The following is a 21,518-nucleotide window of genomic DNA, read 5'->3' as shown; positions in this document are numbered from 1 at the left end:
CCGGGTGCATGCGGCGGGCGGCAACATGCCCCGGGACGGACGGTGAACTGAACAACCTCACCTGGGACAGCGACAAGAAGACGAGGGACGGGACAACGACGAGACACCGCTTCGCCGCGCGGGTGAAGCTGCCCAATTCGGCCACCGCGACGACGTATCGCATCTGCTGAAGTTCCATCCATCCATCGTGAACCACGATCGATGGAATGAAAAACATGTGTTGGACTCATGAATGATGGATCCCCGAGGCTGAGGGACATGGCTCATTCCACACACGGGACCCGCAACCGGGCCGTCCCCCGCGTTCTCCCCGATCCGCCCGTCGCCGGCCGCGGCCTGGTCCTGCTGATGGCCCTCGCCGCAGGTCTCTCGGTCGCCGGGAACTACTTCGCGCAGCCGCTGCTCGACATCATCGAGCAGAATCTGCACATCGGCGTCACCGCGGCGGGGCTGATCGTGACCGCCGCCCAGGCCGGTTACGCGCTGGGCCTGATCCTGCTCGTTCCCCTCGGGGACATCGTGGACCGCCGACGGCTCGCCGTCGTCCTGTTCGCGCTCACCGCTCTCTTCCTCCTGCTGACCGCCGCGGCGCCGTCCGGCCCCCTGCTGATCGCCGCGACCCTGCTCACCGCGCTGACCTCCGTCGGGGCCCAGGTCGTGGTGCCGTTCGCGGCGGCCCTCGCGGCGCCGGCCGAACGCGGCAGGACCGTCGGCCTCGTCATGTCCGGTGTCCTACTCGGCGGGCTGTTCGGACGGCTGGCCTCCGGTGCGCTGTCCGAGCTCGGTGGCTGGCGGACCGTGTACGGGGTGAACGCGCTGCTCGTGGCCGTCATGGCGATACTTCTGCACAACCGGCTCCCCCGGCTGCCACGGCCGGACGACGCGGCCCCGATGCCGTACACCGGACTCCTGCGCTCCACGCTGGCCCTGCTGCGGCAGGAACCTCTGCTGCGCTGGCGGGCGGCCATCGGTGCGTTCTCCATGGCCTCGTACAGCGTGCAGTTGACGGCGCTGACGTTTCTGCTGACCCGGCCCCCCTTCCACTGGAACGCGGCCGCGATCGGACTCTTCGGGCTGGTGGGCGTCATCGGGGTGGTGGGCATGAACTTCGCGGCCCGGTTGAGCGACCGCGGCCGGGTGCAGGCCGTGTCGGGAACGGCGGCCGCGCTCCTCACCCTCTCCTGGCTGCCCCTCCTGGCCGGCGAGTCCTCCCTGTGGTGGCTGGCTGCCGGGGTGATCTCGCTGAACATCGCCCAGCAGGCGGGGCTCAACAGCGCTCAGAACGTGATCTACGGGCTCCGCCCGGAGGCCCGCAACCGGATCAACTCCGGGTTCATGACGCTCTTCTTCATGGGCGGGGCGACCGGAGCCGCACTCACCTCGGTGGTCTGGTCGCGTGCGGGCTGGGGCGGCGCCTGCCTCCTGGGCGGCACGCTGGCCGCCGGAAGCCTCGTCCTGTGGGTCCTGGAGCGCGTCCGGATGTCCTCACTCGCACGTACCGGGGCCGGCACCGTCATTCGTTGACGGTCGTCAGCAGCACCACGGCGTCCTCCAGCGCCAGCAGCCCGTGCCGCTCCTGCGGGATCGGGTGGAGCACGCCGGTGCCCAGCTCCACGTCGCCCGAGCCCGCCGTGAGGCGCACCCTGCCGCGGAGCACCTGGAGGGAGGCCGCGGCGGGTGCGTTGTGCTCGTCCAGGGCGGAGCCCGAGGTGAGGGCGATGACGGTCTGGCGCAGGGGCTCCTCATGCAGCAGGCGGTGAGCGCTGCGGCCGTGCGGGGAGGTGCGGGCCGCGGCCAGATGCTCGTCGGCGAGGGCATTCAGATCGTCCATATGCCCACTGTGCCGCAGCCCTCGCCCCCTCGCGATCCTGCGCGAGACCCACCGGCGTCGTCGACCGCCGGGGCCCGGGAGGAGTGCTGCACCGGCGCGCGGGCCCGGTGTCCCTGCGCCGGCGTCGGTGCCGCCGATCAGCGGGACGCGCGGCAGCAGGGCCGCCGAGGCCCGGCGTGGACGCACACGTCCGGACCCCTCAAGCGGCCTGGGTCGGTCGCGGACGGTGAGGGTCCGTGACGCACGGACACTCGTCCTTCGCCCTTGATCCAGTCGCCCCCTGAGCCCGATCAGCCGGACGGCCCGCCCGGGTGACGCGGATGTACCAATGCGTTCGTCCCGGACGGCGCGCACGCTCAGCCGTTCGCGGTCCACCGGTATCTGACGTCCGGCTCCTTCTCCTCGTTGCGGCTGCCGTCGTCGAACGCGACCGCGGTGAATCCGTGGCGCTCGTAGAAGGCGCGGGCACCGCTGTTGCGTTGGAAGACAAACAGGGTGAGCTCGTCGCGGGCGGTCTCGCGCACCTTGGCCAGGAGCAGTGAGCCGACGCCCCGCCGCCGTGCGTCGGGCCGCAGATACAGGTGCTCCAGCTCGGTTCCGTCGAGGGAGGCGAACCCCAGTACGTCGCCCGCCACGGTCTCGGCGATCCACACCGTTGTCCCGGGCAGGACGACATGGGTCATCCAGGCGAGCGTGTCCGCGTCGCTGTGCACCTTCGGCAGGTAGGGCATGGCCGCGGCGCGGGAGGCGAGGAAGAGCGCGGTGAGCGGCTCCGCGTCCTCGGTGGCGGCCTCGCGCAACACGACGCGGTCGGCCGGTGCGGACTCGTTCGGTGCCATTTCGTCTCTTCCCGTGCGGCCGGAACCCGCCATGTGTCGTGGTCGGCGGTGAACTGCTTCCTCGTCGTGGACGAACATATGCCGGGGCCCGGCAGTTCCTCCACCGAATTGGCGCCGCTCCTGCGGGCCCGTACGTGTCCACGGCGGGGCAGTCGCGGGCCCGCACGGGCCACCCGGGAAAATGGCGCAGGGGAAGATCGCAACGACCGACCGACACGGAGGAGTGGGCAGATGCCGCACGAACGAGCTGGACAGCCGGCCCGGCCGGAGGACCTCACAGATGTGGCACGGCTGGTGACGGCGTATTACACGCTGCACCCGGATCCGGCCGAACCGGACCAGCGGGTGGCGTTCGGCACCTCCGGCCATCGCGGCTCGTCCACGGCCACCGCGTTCAACGAGGACCACATCGCCGCCACCAGTCAGGCCATCAGCGAGTACCGGGCGCGACAGGGCACGGACGGGCCGCTCTTCCTGGGCGCCGACACCCACGCGCTGTCCGAACCGGCCCGGACCACCGCCATCGAGGTGTTCGCCGCCAATGACGTGACCGTGCTCGTCGATCCGGCCGACGGCTACACCCCCACTCCGGCGGTGTCGCACGCGATCCTCACCCACAACCGGGGCCGGACCGCGCACCTCGCCGACGGTGTGGTGGTCACCCCGTCCCACAACCCGCCCGGCGACGGCGGGTTCAAGTACAACCCGCCGAACGGCGGCCCGGCCGGGTCCGGGGCCACCGGCTGGATCCAGGAGCGGGCCAACGAGATCATCGCGGACGGCATGAAGGACGTGCGCCGGCTGCCCTACGCCCGCGCGCGGGCGGCGTCGACCACCGGGACGTACGACTTCCTCGGCGGCTATGTGGCGGACCTGCCGTCCGTGCTCGACCTGGACGCGATCCGTTCGGCCGGAGTACGGATCGGCGCCGACCCGTTGGGCGGCGCGTCGGTCGCGTACTGGGGCCGCATCGCCGAAGAGCACCGCCTCGATCTGACCGTGGTCAATCCGCTGACCGACCCCACCTGGCGGTTCATGACGCTGGACTGGGACGGGAGGATCCGGATGGACTGCTCCTCGCCGTACGCGATGGCCTCGCTGATCGGGCAGCGCGACCGCTATCAGATCGCGACCGGGAACGATGCCGACGCCGACCGGCACGGCATCGTCACCCCCGACGCCGGGCTGATGAACCCGAACCACTACCTCGCCGTCGCCATCGACTACCTGTACGCCCACCGCGAGCGGTGGCCGGCCGGCGCCGGCATCGGCAAGACGCTGGTCTCCTCGGGCCTGATCGACCGGGTCGCCGCCGGTCTCGGCCGTGAACTCGTCGAGGTGCCGGTCGGCTTCAAGTGGTTCGTGGACGGACTGCTCGACGGAGCCATCGGGTTCGGCGGCGAGGAGTCGGCCGGAGCCTCGTTCCTGCGGCGTGACGGATCGGTCTGGACGACCGACAAGGACGGCATCATCCTGGCGCTGCTCGCCTCGGAGATCCTCGCGGTGACGGGCAAGTCCCCCTCGGAGCGATACGCCGCACTCACCGCCCGGTTCGGCGAACCCGCGTACGCCCGGATCGACGCTCCCGCCGACCGCGAGCAGAAGGCGGTTCTCGCCCGGCTCTCCCCCGAGCAGGTCACCGCCGACACCCTGGCCGGCGAACCGGTCACGGCCGTGCTCACCGAGGCGCCCGGCAACGGCGCACCGATCGGCGGCATCAAGGTGACCACCGAGAACGCCTGGTTCGCCGCCCGCCCCTCGGGCACCGAGGACGTCTACAAGATCTACGCCGAGTCGTTCCTGGGCACCGATCATCTCGGCCGGGTACAGGAGGAGGCCAGGGCGGTGGTCTCCGCGGCCCTGGGCGCCTGAGCGCGTCCGGAGCCGCCTCGGGCGGCTCCGGACGGGGGGTCAGCGCACGATGTCCACGAAGACCGGGTTGGTGTAGAACCAGGTGTCCAGCCACGGATCGCCCTTGCCGGGCTCGTGCGGGAGCGGACCGTGCGGGTCGACCGCCGCGCCGAGGAACCCCTTTCCGTGCCGTTTGCCGTCGCTGCCGCGCAGCCGCAGGTAGAACGGCTCGTCCGCACGGCCGACGGGGATCCGCAGGGTGTACGTTCCGCGGCGCCCCGAGACATCGCTTGTGTGGGCGAGCCGGGTGTCCGGGGCGTGCCAGTCGTCGCGGTCGGCGGCGGGGCCGCGGACGGCGCCGCGGATGACGTCGACATGTTCGAGGCTCGGCAGCAGCCCGTGCGGATTGCGGCGGGAGGCGGCGGTCACCGTGACGGTGAGGGTGAGCCTCTCGCCGCGCCCGGCGCGCAGCCGGCCGCCGAGGGTGGCACTGTTGCCGTGCTCGCCGCGCAGCTTGACGTCGATGCCGTCGACGAGATGGCCGTGGTCGACCCAGACCCGGCCGGCCCGCAGTCCCTCCATCACGTTCCGGTAGCCGTACCGGGTGACACCGACATGTGTACGGCTGAACTGCCCTGGCCAGAAGTCGCCGCCGGGCTGCGGCTCGGTGGTGTCGTACGGGTCGGGGACGTGGCCGGTGTTGTCGAAGTTCTGGCCGGGCGGCCAGGGGCCGTTGACCCAGGTGTCCTGGGCGACGCGGTGGACGTCCGAGTTGGAGGTGATGGTGAAGAGCTTGCCCTCCGCCAGCATCGCGTCCCACAGGCCGCCGACCGTCGCGGTCGCCCAGTCGAAGCCGCCGTAGGTGACATACGCCTCCCGGGGGTAGCCGGGCCAGGAGTCGGCGGACGGTGAATTCGTGTACTCGCCGCGGATGTTGGTGTCCGGGTGCCAGCCCGGGATCGCCCCGGCCTGGGCGCCCGGAGCCCCCTCCATGCCGATCATGATCCCGGGGGCCGCGTCTCGCCAGGCGCGCATCTCGTGCGGGGAGTCGATGCCGAGCCGCATGGGGTGGTTGGCGAGGACGAGTACGTCGTCGACGTACCGGGTGCGGCGCTGTTCGGCCAGCCACGTGAGTGCCTTGACCGCGTGCGCCTCGTTGCGCGGGGTGTCGGGGTGTGCCGGGGCGCCGGCGGTGTAGCCGAGCAGTTTGCCGTCGAAGGCCTCCTCGAAGCGGGTGAGGAGCTCGACCTCGTGCCGTCCGGGCGGTGAGAAGACGGTGCAGTGCTCGGCACCGGGGATGTACCACTCCAACCCCTGGAAGATCAGCATGCGCTCGTTGTCGGCGCGGGCCTTGAGGATCTCCCGGTGTTCCCGCGCGGCACCGAACTCGGCGTGCCCGATGTTGCTGTGCTCGGTGAAGACCATCCAGTCGAGACCGAACCGCTGCCCTGCCGAGGCCAGTTGGGAGAAGGTGTACTTGGCGTCGTGGCTGTAGACGGAGTGGTTGTGGTGATCACCGACCAGATAGACCAGGTCGGGAGCCTGTCCGTGTCCGTGGCCTTGTCCGTGTCTCCGGGACCGGCTTCCCCTCTGGTCGGCAAGCGCGGGCAGCGGCAGCGACGCGGCGCCGAAGGCCGCGCCGAACAGCCCTGCGCGGCGCATCAGCGCCCGGCGGCTGAGGCCCTGGGGGTCGAGCGACTCCGCGGGAACCCGGGGATCGGCCCATTCGGGCACGGGGTGGGACATGATGCGACGTTCTCCTTCGTGCGGGGGCGGCTGCGGCCGAGGCCCGGATCGCAGGACCGCCGCCAGGAGGATTTCCTGATTCCGGAACTACCGGATGAACCGGGCCCGACGGACGGGGGTCGCTCCTGTGGCGCGCCGGTGGGCACGGCCGCGGACTGTCCGGGTGCGAGCCGGGCATCGTGCGGCGCCGGGTGCGCAGGGGCGTGCCCCGGAACGGCTCGGCGGCCGACCGGGTCGCCACCTGGGAGCTGGCCCACGACCGGACCACTCCCGCCATCGCCCGTACGCTCGTGCGCGACCGGCTCGACGGCTGGAACCTCGACGCGGAGACGATCGAGGCGACCGAACTCATCGTGAGCGAACTGATCACCAACGCCGTCCGCTACGGCACAGCCCCGCTGCAGTTACGGCTGATCCTGGACCGGACGCTCACCTGCGAAGTGCACGACAGCAGCCGGGTGTCGCCCCACCTGCGCCATGCGCGCACCGTCGACGAGGGCGGACGCGGACTGTTCATCGTCTCCCAGCTCGCCACCCGCTGGGGCACCCGGTTCGGCCAGAACGGCAAGGCCCTGTGGACCGAGCAGGAAATCCCGTCCACGGCGGACGGGTCCTGACCTCCTCACGCGGCACCCACTGCGCACGGCGCCCCTTGCCAGGGCCGTCGTGCGCACGGCCGACGACGGCCCATTGCGCCTGGAGACCCACCGTGCTTGAGTGGCAGAGGAAGATATGAATCGAGGTTCAGAGCATCGTGGCCTACCGACCCACCGCCCGCACGGAGGCGACGCGGATCGCTCACCGTGAACGGTTGCTGGACGCCGCACGGCAGCTGCTGGACGAGGGCGGATACGCGGCGGCCAGCATCTCCGCGCTCGCCGACCGGGCCGACGTCGCCACGGGCAGCGTCTACAACCACTTCGCCTCCAAGCAGGAGCTGCTCGCCGCGGTCTTCCGCCATGTCGCGGGGCACGAGCTCAGCGCGGTGCAGGAGGCCGTACGGGCACGGAGCGGGGCCGCCGAGCAGCTGCGCGCCCTGGTCGAGGTCTTCTCGCACCGTGCGCTGCGCGCCCCGCGCACGGCCTGGGCGCTGCTGGCCGAACCCGTCGATCCGCTCGTCGAGCAGGAACGCCTGACCTACCGGCGTGGCTATCACGCCCTTGCGGAATCGGCCGTCGCCGCCGGTGTCGCCTCGGGCGAACTGCCCGCGCAGAACGCGCGACTGTCGGCCGCCGCCGTGATCGGGGCGGTCGGCGAGGCGCTGCTCGGCCCCTTGTCGCCGGTCGGTGAGCGCGCCGACCCGGCGCCGTTCGTCGAGGCCATCACCACGCTGTGCCTGAGGGCGGTCGGAGCCGACGTCACCTGATCGTGTGCCGCACACGACCGCCCCGATCCCCCGCTCGCCCACCGCCCGACCGTCGACCCAGGACAGGAACCCGCGATGACCGTCACCACGCACCGGACCGGCCTTCGGCCCGAGTCCCCGGCGCCGCACCCCACCCATGAGGTCACCAACCAGGCACCGCCCCGGACCGGCCTCGACGAGTACGGCACCAATCTGCCGCTCGCACAGGCCGTCCGGACCTTCGGCGCGGCCTGGCACGAGCCGGAGCTCCACGACATCGGCACCCTCGTCGGTTCCGAGCGGTTCCAGATCGATGCGGAGCTCGCCCACACCTCTCCTCCCGTCCTGCGCACCCACGACCGTTACGGCAACCGCGTCGACGAGATCGAATTCCACCCCGCGTACCACGAGATCATCGGCGCGGCGGTGAGCCATGGCACGCACACCGCGGGCTGGGCCGACCCGAAGCCCGGAGCGGCGGTGGCGCGGGCGGCCTCGTTCATGCTGTTCGCCCAGATCGAACCCGGCCATGGCTGCCCGATGTCCATGTCGCACGCCGTGGTCCCGGTCCTGCAGCGCGACCCGGATGTCGGGCGGGACTGGCTGCCGGGCCTGCTCAGCCGCTCGTACGACCCGCGGCCGATCGCCCCGGGCAGCAAGTCCGGGCTGACCTTCGGCATGGGGATGACCGAGAAGCAGGGCGGCTCCGACGTCCGCGCCAACACCACCCGGGCCGTCCCGCTGGCCTCCGGCCCCGAGGGCCGGGCCTATCTGCTCACCGGCCACAAGTGGTTCTTCTCGGCCCCGCAGTCGGACGCCTTCCTGGTTCTGGCCCAGGCCGAGGCCGGGCTCACCTGCTTCCTCGTACCGCGTGTGCTGGCCGACGGCACCCGTAACACCATCCGTGTCCAGCGGCTGAAGAACAAGCTCGGCAACAAGTCGAACGCCTCGTCCGAGGTGGAGTTCGACGGCACGTGGGCGGTGCGGATCGGTGAGCCCGGACGCGGCGTTGCCACCATCATCGAGATGGTCAACCACACCCGGCTCGACTGTGTGCTGGGCACCACCGCGGGCATGCGCCAGTCGGTTTCCGAAGCCCTCTGGCACGCGCACCACCGCAGCGCCTTCGGTGCCCGGCTGGTCGACCAGCCGGCCATGACGGCGGTCCTCGCCGATCTGGCGCTGGAGACGGAGGCCGCGACCTGGACCGCCCTGCGTCTGGCGCACGCGTACGAGGCCGACAGCGGTGAGTCCGAGGCGATGTTCCGGAGGCTGGCCACCGCGGTGTCCAAGTACTGGATCTGCAAGCGCGGCCCGCACCACGCCTACGAGGCGCTGGAGTGCCTGGGCGGCAACGGCTACACCGAGGACTGGCCGCTGGCCCGGCGCTATCGCGAGCAGCCGGTGATGGCGGTGTGGGAGGGCTCCGGCAACGTCATCGCCCTCGATGTGCTGCGAGGCATCGCCAGGACGCCGCGGTCGCTGGACGCCTTCTGGGCCGAGCTGGAGATCACGGCCGGCGCCCATGGCGAACTGGACGCGCACATCCGCCGGGTGCGCCGTGACCTGGCCGAGGACCTGGGCGACCCGCTCGCCGCCCAGAGCCGCGCACGGGCGACGGTCGAGGGCATGGCGCTGGCTCTGCAGTCCTCGCTGATGCTGCGTCACGCCCCTGCGGCCACGGCCGAGGCGTTCGTCGCCGCCCGGCTCGGCGAGGCGCGTGGCCATCAGTACGGCGTCCTGCCGCGCGGCACCGATGCCGGGGCGATCGTGGAGCGGCACTTCGGCGGGACCGGCTGAGGCCGTCGCGGCCCGGCTGCGTCGCCGCTCCCCGGCCCGGGACGGAGCGGCGCGGGAGCCGGGGAGGGCCTCCGCCCTCCGGTCGTCCCGCGCCGGCTGCTTCGCCACCCCTACGGCCCCCTGGGACCGGTCCGCCCCCCGAGGGTGTCCGGCTCCGGCCCTCCGGGCGACCCCGGGCGTTCTGTTCGCACGGCCGTCGGTGGGTCCGGCCCGGCCGGATCGGCGAAGGCGCCTCCGCGCCCCGGGCGGGCGGTACCGTGCGGTGGCGCGGCAAGAAGCACACAGCTCACTCGGACGCACGGGTGTCGGACGGTGGCCGGTGGATCGCCCCGGTCGTGTCGGTGAGCGGGCTCCCGGTGCCGCCCCAGCGCAGTGCGACGATTTCGGCCGCGATCGACACGGCCACCTCCTCGGGGGTGCGCGCGCCGAGGTCGAGGCCGATGGGCGAGCGGAGGCGCGCCAGTTCCGCCTCGCCGAGACCGCAGTCGCGCAGCCGGGCCAGCCGGTCCCGGTGGGTCCGGCGGCTGCCCATCACCCCGATGTAGGCGGCCGGGGTGCGCAGGGCCACCTCCAGCAGCGGGACGTCGAACTTCGGGTCGTGGGTGAGTACGCACATCACGGTCCGTCCGTCGGTCTCCGCGTCGCGCACGTACCGGTGCGGCCAGTCGACAACCACTTCCACACCCTCCGGGAACCGGCGGGGGTCGGCGAAGGCGGGGCGGGCGTCGCAGACGGTCACGCGGTAGCCGAGGAACGCGCCGATCCGGGCCACCGCCGCGGCGAAGTCGATCGCGCCGAAGACCAGCATCCGGGGCGGTGGCGCGAAGGACTGGAGGAACACCGCGACGTCGTCCTCACGCCGTTCACCGTCCGGGCCGTAGTGCCGCAGGCCGGTGGCGCCCAGGGCGAGCTCCCCTCGCGCGTCGGCGGTGACGGCGGCGTCGAGGCCGCTCGCGCCCAGTGACCCGGAGACGGTGTCCGGCCCGACGGCGAGGGCGGCGCCGCGCGGGCCGGGTCCGTCGGTGACCGTGGCGGCGACCACCGGGCGGTGTTCGGCGACCGATGCGGCGACCTCGCCGAAGGAGGTGTCGAACGTCGGCGTCACGGGACGTACGAGAAGTGTGATCGCGCCGCCGCAGCTGAGCCCGACGGCGAAGGCGTCCGCGTCGCTGTAGCCGAAGGTCCGCAGCTGGGCCCGGCCGGTCTCCACGACCTCCTTGGCCAGTTCGAATACCGCGCCCTCGACACAGCCGCCGGAGACGCTGCCCACCACCTCGTCGTCCGGGCCGACGGCCATCGCGGCGCCGGGGCCGCGCGGCGCGCTGCGGCTGACGGCGACGACGGTGGCGAGCCCGAACGGCTTCCCGGCGGTGTACCAGCGGCTGAGCACCGGGAGGATCTCACGCATGGGCCGGCTCCCCTCGAACCAGTGCCGCCGCCCTCTCCGGGGCTTGCGGGCCCTGCCCGGCGGCAGGCGCGTCCGTGCGCCGGGGCACCGCCACCACGCCCCGGCGCTCTCGTCGCGATGCGGGCCCCAGGCCTTCCCGCGGGCTCAGGCCGTGGTGTCGGACCATGCGTACGGCGGTGCGACGGGGCCGCTCACGGGGCCGGCTCCGACCGATTCCAGTTCCTGGTCGGCGGCCTTCATCAGTTGTGCGGCGACATCCTTCATGGCGCGGCTCGCCGCGAGTTCGTCGCCGATGGCGGGAACGTCCACGTCCTGCGGGTTGCAGCGGGCGACCCCATGTCCCACGAGCTTTTCGGCACCGGTGTCCAGGACCGCCTCGGCCCTGGTCGTGCCGTCGTCCTCGGACAGACCGACACGGACCGTCCACTCCAGCTTGCGCGTCATCGAGCACCTCCTGCGACCGCGCCCGGACTCGGTGCGCCGCCACGACGCGGTCCTGCCCTCAGGATCCACCCGGCCGGGCCCGTTCGCGCGTTCCGTCTCGTCCTGCGGGGATCAGATCGCCGAAATAGGATGCGGTAAGTCACTTCCACCGAGTGCGGAGCGGCCCATGAACCGGCGTCGTCCTCCCCGTGCGGCGAGCGCCGGCGAACTGCTCACCACTCTGCAACAGCTCACCTCACGGGCACGCCGTGAGGTGGAGCTGCAGCAGGCACGGGTGGAGCTGGCCGAGGCGCTCCAGCGCGAGATGCTCCCTTCGGCGCTGCCCGCCCTCCCCGGGCTGCAGACCGCCGCACGGTACATGCCGGCCCGCAGCGGACTGGACATCGGTGGCGACTGGTACGACGGATTCGTGCTGCCGGACGGAGCGCTGGCGCTCGCCATCGGGGACGTGCAGGGCCATGACGTCGAGGCGGCAGCCTTCATGGGGCAGATCCGCATCGCGATGCGGGCGATAGCCGCCACCGCCGCGGACCCCGGCGAGGTCGTGGGCCGGACCAACGACCTACTGCTCTCGGTGCACTCCGGCCTCTTCGCGACCTGCACGTTCGTCCGTTTCGACCCGGTCACCCGGGAGCTCCACAGCGCCCGCGCCGGTCATGTCGCCGCCGTGTGGGCCACGGCCGACGGACGGTCCGGCTGTACCACCGACGAGGGCGGTCTGCCGCTGGGGATCCAGGCGGGTGAGCGCTATCCGGTCACCCGGCGCAGGCTGACCGGTCCCGGAGCCTTCGTCCTGGTCACCGACGGGGTCGTCGAGGGGCCCTCGTTCCCGATCGACGAAGGTCTGGACGCGGTGACGCGGCTGGTTGTCTCCCGGGCCGCGGCCGACGCCGGTGAGCTGGCCGACGCGGTGCTGCGCGCGGCGGAACAGACCGGGCACGTGGACGACGCCGCCGTTCTTGTCCTGCGGCACGGGGCCGTCCCCGGGCGCGGGTGAGGCCCGGGGACGGGCCGAGCGTGTCAAACAGCCGCCACTCGTCCGGGTAGGTGTCTGATGAGATGTGTGATCCGCAGCGAAAGAACCGGACGTACGGCCTCGGCCGCACTGCCCATCCTGGCCATCGCCGCTGTCTATTACCTGGCCGGAGGCCTCGGTCTGATCCGCGGGGTGTCCGTCCAGGGTGCGGTCGTCACCCCGTTGTGGCCGCCGACGGGCCTCGCGCTGAGCGCACTGTTCTACCTGGGCCCGCGTGTGTGGCCGGGTATCGCGCTGGGCTCCCTGTGCGTCCTCTCCACGCTCGACGACTCGGTGTCGCTCCTCACCGTCGCCGTCGTGGCGGGCAACACGCTGGCCCCGGTCTGCTCGTACCTGATACTCCGCAGGGCCGGTTTCCGCTGGGAGCTGGACCGGCTGCGCGACGGTCTGATGCTGGTCTTCCTCGGTGCGCTGGGGGGCATGACCATCAGCGCGACCGTGGGCACGTGGATGCTGGTGCTGGACGACAATCTGCCGTTGAGCGGATTCTGGCCGGTGTGGACGGCGTGGTGGTCGGGGGACGCGATGGGCGTGCTCGTGGTCACTCCGCTGCTGCTCGTGCTGCGCAGGGCGCGGATGCCGCGGATCACCGACCGGTGGATCGAGGCGAGCGCGCTGGCGGCTGCCTCCGTCGCGGTGGCGCTGGTGGCCACCAGGAGTTCACTGGCGATGATCTACCTGGTGTTCCCGCTGCTGATCTGGGCGGCCCTGCGATTCCAGCTGGCGGGGAGCGCGCCGTGCGCCTTCCTGGTGTCGGTCCTCGCGGTCGTGGCGGGAACGCAGGGCGTGGGCCCCTTCGAGGGCCACACCCTCCTTCACGTGATGGTCAATCTCGCGGTGCTCAACGGTTCCGTGGCCCTCACCGCGCTGCTGCTCGCCGCCGTCGTCACCGAACAGAGCGACATCCGCCGGAGAATCGAGCATGCCTGCGAGGAGCTGGCCGATCTGGTGGACCGTCTGGCGCCGGGAAGGTCGGCGCCGACCGCCTGGCCGTCACAGGCCGAGGACGAACCCGACGGTCTCTGACCTGGCTCACCGAGAGGCCGGACGGCCGCGCGCAGGCCGGCCCGGCAGGAGCGGTGCGCCGGGAAGCCGTCGTGGTACACGCCCTGCGGGCCGAACACGGCCATCAGCGCACATCATCCGAATCCAGCACCCTCCAAATGCGAACAGTCACGCACAGACCAAGAGATCCAGCGCGGAACGGGACGAGTTCCGAGTCAGTGTGCATGTCTGAACTTCACTGGAACTCCAGCGAAATGGCACGTGTGTGGATATCGTGCACCGAGCGAGGGCGCATCCGTCAGTCCATGGGATCGGCGGATGCGCCCCGTTTGTGGCGATGCAACTGTGACTGGGGGGTTCATGGGGCATGTCGAGCTACCCGATTCGGACAGATCAGGACCTGTGGGACTGGCGGGGGCGCCACGTCCGCGGTCTGTGTCGAATCGGCCTCGCAGCAAGGAACTTGACGATCTGTGGAGGGCGTCGACCGTACAGCGCGAACGTTCGGAGCCGGCGGCGAAGAAGAGCCGGACGGGCCGGCTGCTGCCGGCCGTCATCGGCGCCGAGCTTCTGGGCCTCGGAATTCCGGCATGGCTCGTCCTGCGGACCGGGGAGCAGTCCCGGGCGGCGGTCGCCGCGGCCGTGGCAGCACTGGCCTGGTCCGGGGTGCGAGCCGCGCGCGGCCGGTACGCGGCCCGGCCTCCGGGCGGTCCGCCGGGAGTACTGAGCACGATCGGCGACTGGCTGCTGCTCATCGGCGTGCTCGCCGTGGCGCGGGCCATGACCGGCGATTCGGTCGATCCCGCGACAGCGGTCGTGGCACTGCTCCCCGGCCTGTTGGTCGGCGTCGCCGCGTGGGGGGCATGGCGGTTGCCGTGGCTGGGGCGGCAGCGGCGGGCCGCTCGGCGGGTGCTGGTGGTCGGGGAGGCCACGGGGGTGGAACGAGCGGTGCGACTGCTCGGTTCCCGCACGGATCACCCGTACACGGTGGTGGCCGCCGTACCGGTGGGAAGCGCACCGTTGCGTTGCGAGGTCCAGGTGCCGGGCCGGCTCGCACCGGCACCGGCCGACGACGACGCCTCGACCGTGCTGGGCGGGGCCTTCGCCCATGACGCGGACCTGGCTCTGGTGGTGCCCGGACCACAGCTCTCCGAGGAGCGGCTTCGACAGCTCTTCTGGGGTCTGCACGACGGCGGGCTTCCGCTGTCCGTGCTGTCGGAACTCTCCGGCATCGCGGCCGGCCGGATACGACCGGCCGCCGCGGCCGGGCTGACTCTGCTGCATGTCGCTCCGCCACTGCGCCGGGGGCCACAGGCGGCCCTGAAGGCCGTCGTGGACCGCGTCGGCGCCGCGCTCGGTCTGCTCGTTCTCGCGCCCTTGCTCCTCCTGATCGGGACGGCCGTGCGGCTCGGTTCCGACGGACCGGCGTTCCACCGCCAGATCCGCCAAGGGCAGCACAACCGGCCGTTCACGATGTGGAAGTTCCGGACGATGGTGGTGGACGCCGAACGTCACAAGGAGCAACTGATCACGGCGAACGAGAACGACGGGCCGATGTTCAAGATGCGCCGCGACCCCCGGGTGACCGGAATCGGGCGCCTGTTGCGGCGGAGTTCGCTCGACGAGTTGCCGCAGCTGATCAATGTGCTCCGGGGCGACATGTCGCTGGTCGGTCCACGCCCCCCGCTGCCGGAGGAGGTGTCCCGCTACGACGAGCGCGAACTGCGACGACTCGCGGTCAGACCGGGGCTGACCGGCCTGTGGCAGGTCAGCGGACGCTCGGACCTGTCCTGGCACGAGACCGTCTCACTGGACCTGTGGTACGTCGACAACTGGTCGGTGGCCACGGACATGGGACTCATGGCCCGTACATTGCGCGCCGTCACCGACGGCCGCGGGGCGTACTGAGAACGGCGGCGGTCGATGCGAGGAGTACGAGAACACCGGCCGTACGGGGCCGGGGGGACGGGCGGCCGTCGCGTCGCGGCGGCCGGCCCGTGCCGGACGGCCCGTCGGGTCCGCTCAGACCTGCGCGGCCGTCTGCTCCAGCCACCAGTCGTACGTGCGAGCGATCCCGTCGCGCAGTGCGATCCGCGGTGCGAACCCGAGGGAGGTGAGAAGGGAGACGTCGAGCAGCTTGCGGGGGGTGCCGTCGGGCTTGGCGGCATCCCATTCGACGCAGCCCTGATATCCCGTCACCTCACCGATGGTGTGGGCGAGTTCGCGGATGGTCAGATCCTCGCCGCAGCCGATGTTGACGGGGTCGTCACCGTCGTAGCGTTCCAGCAGCAGAAGGCACGCGGCGGCCAGGTCGTCGACGTGCAGGAATTCGCGGCGGGGGTTCCCGGAGCCCCAGAGCGTGACCGCGGGCGAGCCGTCGCGCCGCGCCTCGTGGAAGCGGCGGATCAGCGCGGGCAGTACGTGCGAGGTCTCCAGGTCGAAGTTGTCGCCCGGTCCGTAGAGGTTGGTGGGCATGGCGCTGATGTACGAGGCGCCGTACTGCCGGCGGTAGGACCGGATCTGCACGATTCCGGCGATCTTGGCCAGCGCGTATGCCTCGTTGGTCGGTTCCAACGGGCCGGTGAGCAGGGCACTTTCGGGGATCGGCTGGGGGGCGCGCTTGGGGTAGATGCAGGACGAGCCGAGGAAGAGCAGCCGCTCGACCCCGGCGGCGTGCGCTCCGGCGACGACGCTGAGCTGGATGCGCAGGTTGTCCTCAAGAAACTGCACCGGATACGTGCTGTTGGCCATGATCCCGCCGACCTTGGCGGCGGCCAGCACCACGGCGTCGGGGCGGACCTCGCGGAGAAACGCCCCGGTCCGCGTGGTGTCCCGCAGATCGAGGCGGTCGCGGTCGCGGGTGATCACCTCGTACCCGGCGTCGGTGAGGCGGCGCACCACCGCCGAGCCGACCAGGCCGCGGTGGCCCGCGACGAATATGCGGGCGCCGGGCCGCAGGAGGGGGCGGACGGATTCCTGGGGAGGGCCGGGGAGATCAGTCGTCATGGCTCGGATTGTGCCAGCAGCCACCGGCCGCGGTGACGTTTTACCGCAGATCACTCAATTCCCGATATTTCGGCGAGTACAAACAGCCTTTCAGGCGACCACAGGAGGGGGGAGTCGTGGCGAAGACCGCGCTCATCACCGGCGTGACCGGACAGGACGGTTCGTACCTGTCCGAGCTGCTGCTCGACAAGGGGTACACGGTCCATGGACTGATACGCCGCTCGTCGAGCTTCAACACCGAGCGGATCGATCACATCTACCAGGGCCCGGACGAAGAGAACAGATCCTTCGTCCTGCACCACGCCGACCTCGCCGACGGGGTCGCGCTGGTGAACCTGCTGCGTGACATCCGGCCCGACGAGGTCTACAACCTGGGTGCGCAGTCGCACGTCCGGGTCTCCTTCGATGCACCGCTGTACACCGGCGACATCACGGGGCTCGGCACCATCCGGCTGCTGGAGGCCGTCCGGGCGAGCGGTATCGACACCCGTGTCTATCAGGCGTCGTCGTCGGAGATGTTCGGCGCGACCCCGCCGCCGCAGAACGAGAAGACCCCGTTCCATCCGCGCAGCCCGTACAGCGTCGCCAAGGTCTACTCGTACTGGGCGACCGTCAACTACCGTGAGGCGTACGGGATGTTCGCGGTCAACGGGATCCTCTTCAATCACGAGTCCCCGCGCCGCGGCGAGACCTTCGTGACCCGGAAGATCACGCGTGGGGTGGCCAGGATCAAGGCGGGTCTCCAGACCCACCTCCACCTGGGCAACCTCGACGCCGTGCGTGACTGGGGCTACGCCCCCGAGTACGTCGACGCGATGTGGCGGATGCTGCAGTGCGACAGTCCGGACGACTACGTGGTGGCCACCGGCGAGGGGGTCAGCGTCCGGCAGTTCCTGGAGTACGCCTTCGCCCACGCGGGGCTGGACTGGCAGGAGCATGTGCGCTACGACGCCAAGTACGAGCGTCCCAGCGAGGTCGACGCGCTGATCGGTGACGCCGCCAAGGCCGAGGAACTCCTCGGCTGGAAACCGGCGGTGAGGGCGCGGGAGCTCGCCAGGATCATGGTCGAGGCGGACATCCGCCAGCTGTCCGACCAACTCGCCGGAGCAGCCGTACGGGTGGACCGATGAACCGTCCGGCCGCCTTCCACCGCGGCACCGCCGTGCCGGTCACCCTCGCGTGGCCCGGTCCGGCGCTCCCCCACAGCACCCGGCCGTCGCACCCCACGACCGTGCCGGGGACCATCACGGACGCCTCCTCGGTCTCCTCCACCGGCCGTCCGGTGGATCCGAGCGCGTCCGCACCGGTCCGGACCCCGGTCCCGGACCACTCACTCGCCCTCGCCGACAGCGGGACAAAGCGTCTTCGCCGTCGGCCGGACGAGGCAGCAACCGCGGCCTTCCGGCCGCAGCTCGTTCTCACCTTCGGAGCTGAATGATGAACGGAAGTACGGGGCGCAGACCCACCGGACACGGCCGGGCACGGGCCGTGGCCGCCGCGCTCTGCCTGCTCGCCGGCGCACTGACCGCCGCCACGTCCGGGGGCTCCCCGGCCGCGGCCCTCACCCCGCCGGTCTCGCTGACCGCGGACGATCTCACCACCTGGCAGACCAACGGCATTGTCTGGTCGATGGCCGCGTCGGACGCCGGTGTCGTCTACGCCGGCGGCACCTTCTCCACCGTCCGGCCGCCGGGCGCGGACGCCGGTACCTCCGAGCAGCCCGCGGTGAACTTCGCCGCGTTCGACGCCGCGACCGGTGTGCCGACCGGCTGCAGCCTGTCGTTCACGCTGTCTTCGGGAACAGCGACCGTACGGGCGCTCGCACTCTCCCCGGATCAGAAGACACTTTACGTCGGTGGGCAGTTCGGGGCGGTGAGCGGCGTCGGGGTGAGCAATATCGCCGCGATCGACACCGCGACCTGCACCCCGCGCCAGGACTTCAAGTTCTCCGTCTCCGCGACGGTGCGGGCGCTGGCCGTCACGGCGGACACCGTCTATCTGGGCGGTGACTTCAACACCGTGGCGGGGCAGACCCGGAACAAGTTCGCCGCGGTCACCACCGGCGCCGCGCTGAAGCCGTGGAAGGCCAACACCGACGAGGTGGGCAGGGCCCTGGAGCTGACGCCCGACGGCAGGCACGCACTGCTCGGCGGCGACTTCTTCACCGTCAACGGCACCACGTCGCACGCGCTGGCCGTCGTGGACGCCACCACCGGGGCCGTCGTCAAGAGCTACCCGGCCGGCTTCATTCCGAACACCTCCACGGTGCAGGACCTGGCCACGGACGCCACCGGCTTCTACACCGCCAACGAAGGCACCGGAGGCGGTGTCTTCGACGGCCGGATCGCGCTGAACCTGAGCAACTTCGAGCAGCGTTGGCGGGACACCTGCCTGGGTGCCACACAGGCCGTCCTGGTACACAACGGGGTTCTGTACAGCGGGAGTCACGCGCACGACTGCTCCAGCATGGGCGAGTTCCCGGACCAGCCGCGCAAGCACCTGCTGGCCCAGTCGGTCGACGATCCGAAACTGCTCCCGTGGTTCCCGGACACCAATGACGGCATCGGGGAGCCGGTCGGGCCGCGGGTGATGGCGCAGACCGACAAGGGCGGCCACCACTACCTGTGGGTGGGCGGCGAGTTCACCACCGTCAACGGTGCCCGCCAGCAGGGCCTGACGCGGTTCGCCGACGGTCCGGACACCGGGGCGCCCTGGGTGCCGAACGTCAGCCTGTCCACGGTCGCCCCGGGCAAGGTGGAGGTCAACTGGCAGGCGAGCTTCGACGCCGACGACGGGGAACTCACCTACCGGATCTACAAGGACGGTGCGAGCACCCCGGTGTACACCACGACCGGATACTCGCTGTTCTGGGACCGGCCGCAGCTGAGGTGGACCGATACGGACGTGGCCCCGGGCGAGACCCACTCGTACCGGATCAGCGCGAGCGACGGCACCAACACCAGCGCCAAGTCGCCCGCTCTCTCCGCCACCGTGGCGTCCACCGCCGAGAAGTACCCCGCCAGGGTGCTGGCCGACGGCGCGTCGCTGTACTGGCGGTACGACGAAGGCACGTCGACCTTCGCAGCCGACGCCGGCGGCGGACGGGACAACGGATTCCTGCGCAACTCCCCCGCCTACCGGCAGACTCCGGCGGCGGTCGCGGGTCCCTCGACCGCGATCGGCTTCAACGGAACGACCCAGTACGCCTACAGCAACAAGCTTCACCCGCAGCCCACCAGATTCTCCGTCGAGACCTGGATCAGAACGACGACGACCAAGGGAGGGAAGATCATCGGCTTCGGCAACGTGACCATGCAGAACAGCACCAGGTACGACAAGCAGGTGTACATGCGCGACGACGGCCAGCTGGTCTTCGGCGTCTACAGCGGCGGCACCAGGACCATCACCGCTCCCACCGCCTACAACGACGGCGCCTGGCACCATGTCGTCGCCACTCAGGGCACAAGCGGCATGGCCCTGTACGTGGACGGGCAGCTGCGCGCCTCCAGCGCCCTGTACACCACCAACGAGGACTACAGCGGCTACTGGCGGGTCGGCGGGGACAACCTGAACAACTGGCCCAGCCGGCCGACGAGCAACTTCTTCGCGGGGCAGGTCGACGAGACCGCCGTCTACCCGACCGCGCTGAGCAGCTCGCAGGTCAGTGCCCACTACGCCCTGAGGACGGGTGGATGAGGTATCCGTTCCTGGCCGGTGCCGCCGTCGTCGTACTGACGGCGGCGCTGGCCGCCTGCGGCTCGTCCCCCGAGGGGCACGAGGAGGCGAACGGCGCCGGGCCCCCGTCCGGCCGGACCCCCGTCACCGCCTCTTCGGCCGGCCCCGGGGCCACCGCGTCCAGCGGCCCCCCGGCACGGCGCACGAGCGAACCGCCCAGACTGCCCACCGATGAACTCACCCCGGCCACCGGCACGTTCACCAAGAAGCAGAAGGAGTACCTCGTCGACCGGGTTCCCAAGGGGATGGATCCGGCGGCGGTGCTCCAGACCGGTCAGGAGACCTGCGACAGGCTGACGTACCTCGTGAAGGTCGACCGGGACACGGCGGTCGGTGCGATCGTGACGGGCGAGATCGCCGACGCGGAGCCCGCCGTCGCGCAACTCTGCCCCCGCCACGGCGACCTGGTGCGGGAGGCCTCACGGGGGTACGCCGACGGCGCGTACGAGGGCGAGCGGGTCCGGCCGGGCCGATACCACGACGTCACTCCCACCGAGAGCTGCACCTGGCAGATCACCGGGGCGAACGGCAGGACCCTGGCGTCGGGCTCCTCCGGGAAGCGGACCGGGATCACCGTCCCGAAGGCGGCTCGTGCCTTCACCTCCACAGGCTGCTACGCCTGGCTGCCGGAAGGAGACCTTGGATGAGCAAGCTGCCGATAGCCGTGGCGATCCCCACGAAGAACGAGGGGCTCAACATCGCCGAGGCGGTCACGTCGGTGCTCGGCCACTTCGAGGCGGTGGTCGTCGTCGACTCGCACAGTACGGACGACACGGCGAAGATCGCCGAGGAATGCGGGGCCGAGGTGATCACGTACACGTGGGACGGCGGTCATCCGCGCAAGAAGCAGTGGTGCCTGGACCATGTCCGCACGGACCTGGACTGGATTCTGCTGCTCGACGGCGACGAGCGGCTCAGTCCCGGTCTGCTGGCCGAACTGCGGCAGATCTTCGCCGATCCCGGGGCGCCGAGGCCGGCGGCGTACGACATTCCGCTGGGCTACTGGTTCTCCGGGAAGCGGCTGCGGCACGGCTACACCATCCGCAAGCGGTCGCTGACCGATCGCACCCGCTGTCACTACCCGGAGGTGGGTGATCTGGAGGCGCCGGGCATCGGCGAGGTCGAGGGCCACTACCAGCCGGTCGCCGAGTCGGTCGGCTCGCTCCGCCATCCGATCGAGCATCAGGATCTCGACCCGGTGACCGCCTGGTTCGAGCGGCACAACCGCTACTCGGACTGGGAGGCATGGCTGGAACAGCATCCGGAGGTCAAGGAGCAGGTGCGCAGGGTGAAGTCCCGCCAGGGGCAGCTGTTCCACAAGGCGCCCTTCAAGCCCCTGGTGTCGTTCGCGTACATGTACGTGTACCGACGGGGCTTCCTCGACGGACGGGCGGGGCTCGACTTCGCCCTGGCGATGAGCTTCTACCGCTGGCAGATCGCGCTGAAGTCCCGTGAGGGAAAGACCGTGTGAC

Annotated in this window: 18 protein-coding genes and 2 pseudogenes; 13 read left to right on the top strand and 7 right to left on the bottom strand. The window is 71.2% G+C overall.

The window, feature by feature from the left end; all coding sequences use genetic code 11:
- Positions 1–82 precede the first annotated feature (82 nt).
- Positions 83–178, bottom strand: a pseudogene (locus tag ACZ68L_RS32480) (LysR family transcriptional regulator); the annotation flags it as partial.
- Positions 179–258: 80 nt separating this feature from the next.
- Between ACZ68L_RS32480 and ACZ68L_RS32475 the strand changes: the two are divergent.
- Positions 259–1,524 (top strand): MFS transporter, encoded by a 1,266-nt coding sequence (locus ACZ68L_RS32475; RefSeq protein ID WP_469584134.1) that lies wholly within the window; start codon positions 259–261, stop codon positions 1,522–1,524.
- Here the strand turns inward: ACZ68L_RS32475 and ACZ68L_RS32470 are convergent.
- Complete coding sequence (locus ACZ68L_RS32470; protein ID WP_469584131.1) at positions 1,514–1,831, bottom strand: cupin domain-containing protein; 318 nt, start codon at positions 1,829–1,831, stop codon at positions 1,514–1,516. The genes ACZ68L_RS32475 and ACZ68L_RS32470 overlap by 11 nt on opposite strands.
- A 356-nt stretch (positions 1,832–2,187) precedes the next feature.
- The gene (locus ACZ68L_RS32465) at positions 2,188–2,670 is read right to left on the bottom strand and encodes a GNAT family N-acetyltransferase (RefSeq protein WP_469584128.1); all 483 of its coding nucleotides are present in this window, start codon (positions 2,668–2,670) and stop codon (positions 2,188–2,190) included.
- 231 nt (positions 2,671–2,901) lie between these two features.
- On the opposite strand from ACZ68L_RS32465, the gene pgm reads away from it, so the two are divergent.
- A complete protein-coding gene (pgm, locus tag ACZ68L_RS32460) occupies positions 2,902–4,542 on the top strand; it encodes a phosphoglucomutase (alpha-D-glucose-1,6-bisphosphate-dependent) (RefSeq protein WP_469584125.1) in 1,641 nt (546 codons plus the stop codon).
- 39 nt (positions 4,543–4,581) lie between these two features.
- On the opposite strand, the gene ACZ68L_RS32455 is transcribed toward pgm, so the two are convergent.
- On the bottom strand, positions 4,582–6,267 hold the full coding sequence (locus tag ACZ68L_RS32455) for a PHP domain-containing protein (protein WP_469584121.1): 1,686 nt from the start codon (positions 6,265–6,267) through the stop codon (positions 4,582–4,584).
- Between the two features lie 227 nt (positions 6,268–6,494).
- Between ACZ68L_RS32455 and ACZ68L_RS32450 the strand changes: the two are divergent.
- From ACZ68L_RS32450 to ACZ68L_RS32440, 3 genes and pseudogenes are all read left to right on the top strand, one after another.
- A pseudogene (locus tag ACZ68L_RS32450) lies at positions 6,495–6,884 on the top strand (ATP-binding protein); the annotation flags it as partial.
- Positions 6,885–7,021: 137 nt separating this feature from the next.
- Positions 7,022–7,633: a TetR/AcrR family transcriptional regulator gene (locus tag ACZ68L_RS32445; RefSeq protein WP_469584118.1), complete on the top strand. Its 612-nt coding sequence runs from the start codon at positions 7,022–7,024 to the stop codon at positions 7,631–7,633.
- A gap of 75 nt (positions 7,634–7,708) precedes the next feature.
- A complete protein-coding gene (locus tag ACZ68L_RS32440; protein ID WP_469584116.1) occupies positions 7,709–9,412 on the top strand; it encodes an acyl-CoA dehydrogenase family protein in 1,704 nt (567 codons plus the stop codon).
- 286 nt (positions 9,413–9,698) lie between these two features.
- Here the strand turns inward: ACZ68L_RS32440 and ACZ68L_RS32435 are convergent, their stop codons facing one another.
- Together ACZ68L_RS32435 and ACZ68L_RS32430 are read right to left on the bottom strand one after the other, a co-directional pair.
- Positions 9,699–10,820 carry an XdhC family protein gene (locus ACZ68L_RS32435; RefSeq protein WP_469584113.1) on the bottom strand — a complete coding sequence of 374 codons (1,122 nt, stop codon included), beginning with the start codon at positions 10,818–10,820 and terminating at the stop codon, positions 9,699–9,701.
- 144 nt (positions 10,821–10,964) lie between these two features.
- The gene (locus ACZ68L_RS32430; RefSeq protein WP_469584111.1) at positions 10,965–11,264 is read right to left on the bottom strand and encodes a DUF1876 domain-containing protein; all 300 of its coding nucleotides are present in this window, start codon (positions 11,262–11,264) and stop codon (positions 10,965–10,967) included.
- Between the two features lie 166 nt (positions 11,265–11,430).
- On the opposite strand from ACZ68L_RS32430, the gene ACZ68L_RS32425 reads away from it, so the two are divergent.
- The 3 genes from ACZ68L_RS32425 (at position 11,431) to ACZ68L_RS32415 (ending at position 15,213) form a co-directional block, all read left to right on the top strand.
- On the top strand, positions 11,431–12,261 hold the full coding sequence (locus ACZ68L_RS32425; RefSeq protein WP_469584108.1) for a PP2C family protein-serine/threonine phosphatase: 831 nt from the start codon (positions 11,431–11,433) through the stop codon (positions 12,259–12,261).
- A 66-nt stretch (positions 12,262–12,327) separates the two neighbouring features.
- Positions 12,328–13,326: an MASE1 domain-containing protein gene (locus ACZ68L_RS32420; RefSeq protein WP_469584105.1), complete on the top strand. Its 999-nt coding sequence runs from the start codon at positions 12,328–12,330 to the stop codon at positions 13,324–13,326.
- Positions 13,327–13,665: 339 nt separating this feature from the next.
- On the top strand, positions 13,666–15,213 hold the full coding sequence (locus ACZ68L_RS32415; protein ID WP_469584103.1) for an exopolysaccharide biosynthesis polyprenyl glycosylphosphotransferase: 1,548 nt from the start codon (positions 13,666–13,668) through the stop codon (positions 15,211–15,213).
- A gap of 114 nt (positions 15,214–15,327) precedes the next feature.
- On the opposite strand, the gene ACZ68L_RS32410 is transcribed toward ACZ68L_RS32415, so the two are convergent.
- Complete coding sequence (locus ACZ68L_RS32410) at positions 15,328–16,311, bottom strand: GDP-L-fucose synthase family protein (protein ID WP_469584100.1); 984 nt, start codon at positions 16,309–16,311, stop codon at positions 15,328–15,330.
- Between the two features lie 116 nt (positions 16,312–16,427).
- Here ACZ68L_RS32410 and gmd point away from each other — a divergent pair, with 116 nt between their 5' ends.
- From gmd to ACZ68L_RS32385, 5 genes are read left to right on the top strand one after another with little or no spacing between them, the layout of a single operon-like run.
- On the top strand, positions 16,428–17,441 hold the full coding sequence (gmd, locus tag ACZ68L_RS32405) for a GDP-mannose 4,6-dehydratase (RefSeq protein ID WP_469584097.1): 1,014 nt from the start codon (positions 16,428–16,430) through the stop codon (positions 17,439–17,441).
- The gene (locus ACZ68L_RS32400; RefSeq protein WP_469584094.1) at positions 17,438–17,749 is read left to right on the top strand and encodes a hypothetical protein; all 312 of its coding nucleotides are present in this window, start codon (positions 17,438–17,440) and stop codon (positions 17,747–17,749) included. The genes gmd and ACZ68L_RS32400 overlap by 4 nt, the downstream gene beginning before the upstream one ends.
- Positions 17,746–20,007: a LamG-like jellyroll fold domain-containing protein gene (locus ACZ68L_RS32395; RefSeq protein ID WP_469584091.1), complete on the top strand. Its 2,262-nt coding sequence runs from the start codon at positions 17,746–17,748 to the stop codon at positions 20,005–20,007. The genes ACZ68L_RS32400 and ACZ68L_RS32395 overlap by 4 nt, the downstream gene beginning before the upstream one ends.
- Positions 20,004–20,693, top strand: coding sequence for a hypothetical protein (locus ACZ68L_RS32390; protein ID WP_469584088.1), 690 nt, complete (start codon positions 20,004–20,006; stop codon positions 20,691–20,693). Before ACZ68L_RS32395 ends, ACZ68L_RS32390 begins: the two co-directional genes overlap by 4 nt.
- Positions 20,690–21,517, top strand: coding sequence for a glycosyltransferase family 2 protein (locus ACZ68L_RS32385; RefSeq protein ID WP_469584085.1), 828 nt, complete (start codon positions 20,690–20,692; stop codon positions 21,515–21,517). The genes ACZ68L_RS32390 and ACZ68L_RS32385 overlap by 4 nt, the downstream gene beginning before the upstream one ends.
- Position 21,518 lies beyond the last annotated feature (1 nt).

The organism is Streptomyces sp. NPDC104309 (assembly GCF_055584025.1).
Note: the sequence above shows the minus strand (reverse complement) of the source record. Positions and strands in the feature narration are given on the sequence as shown.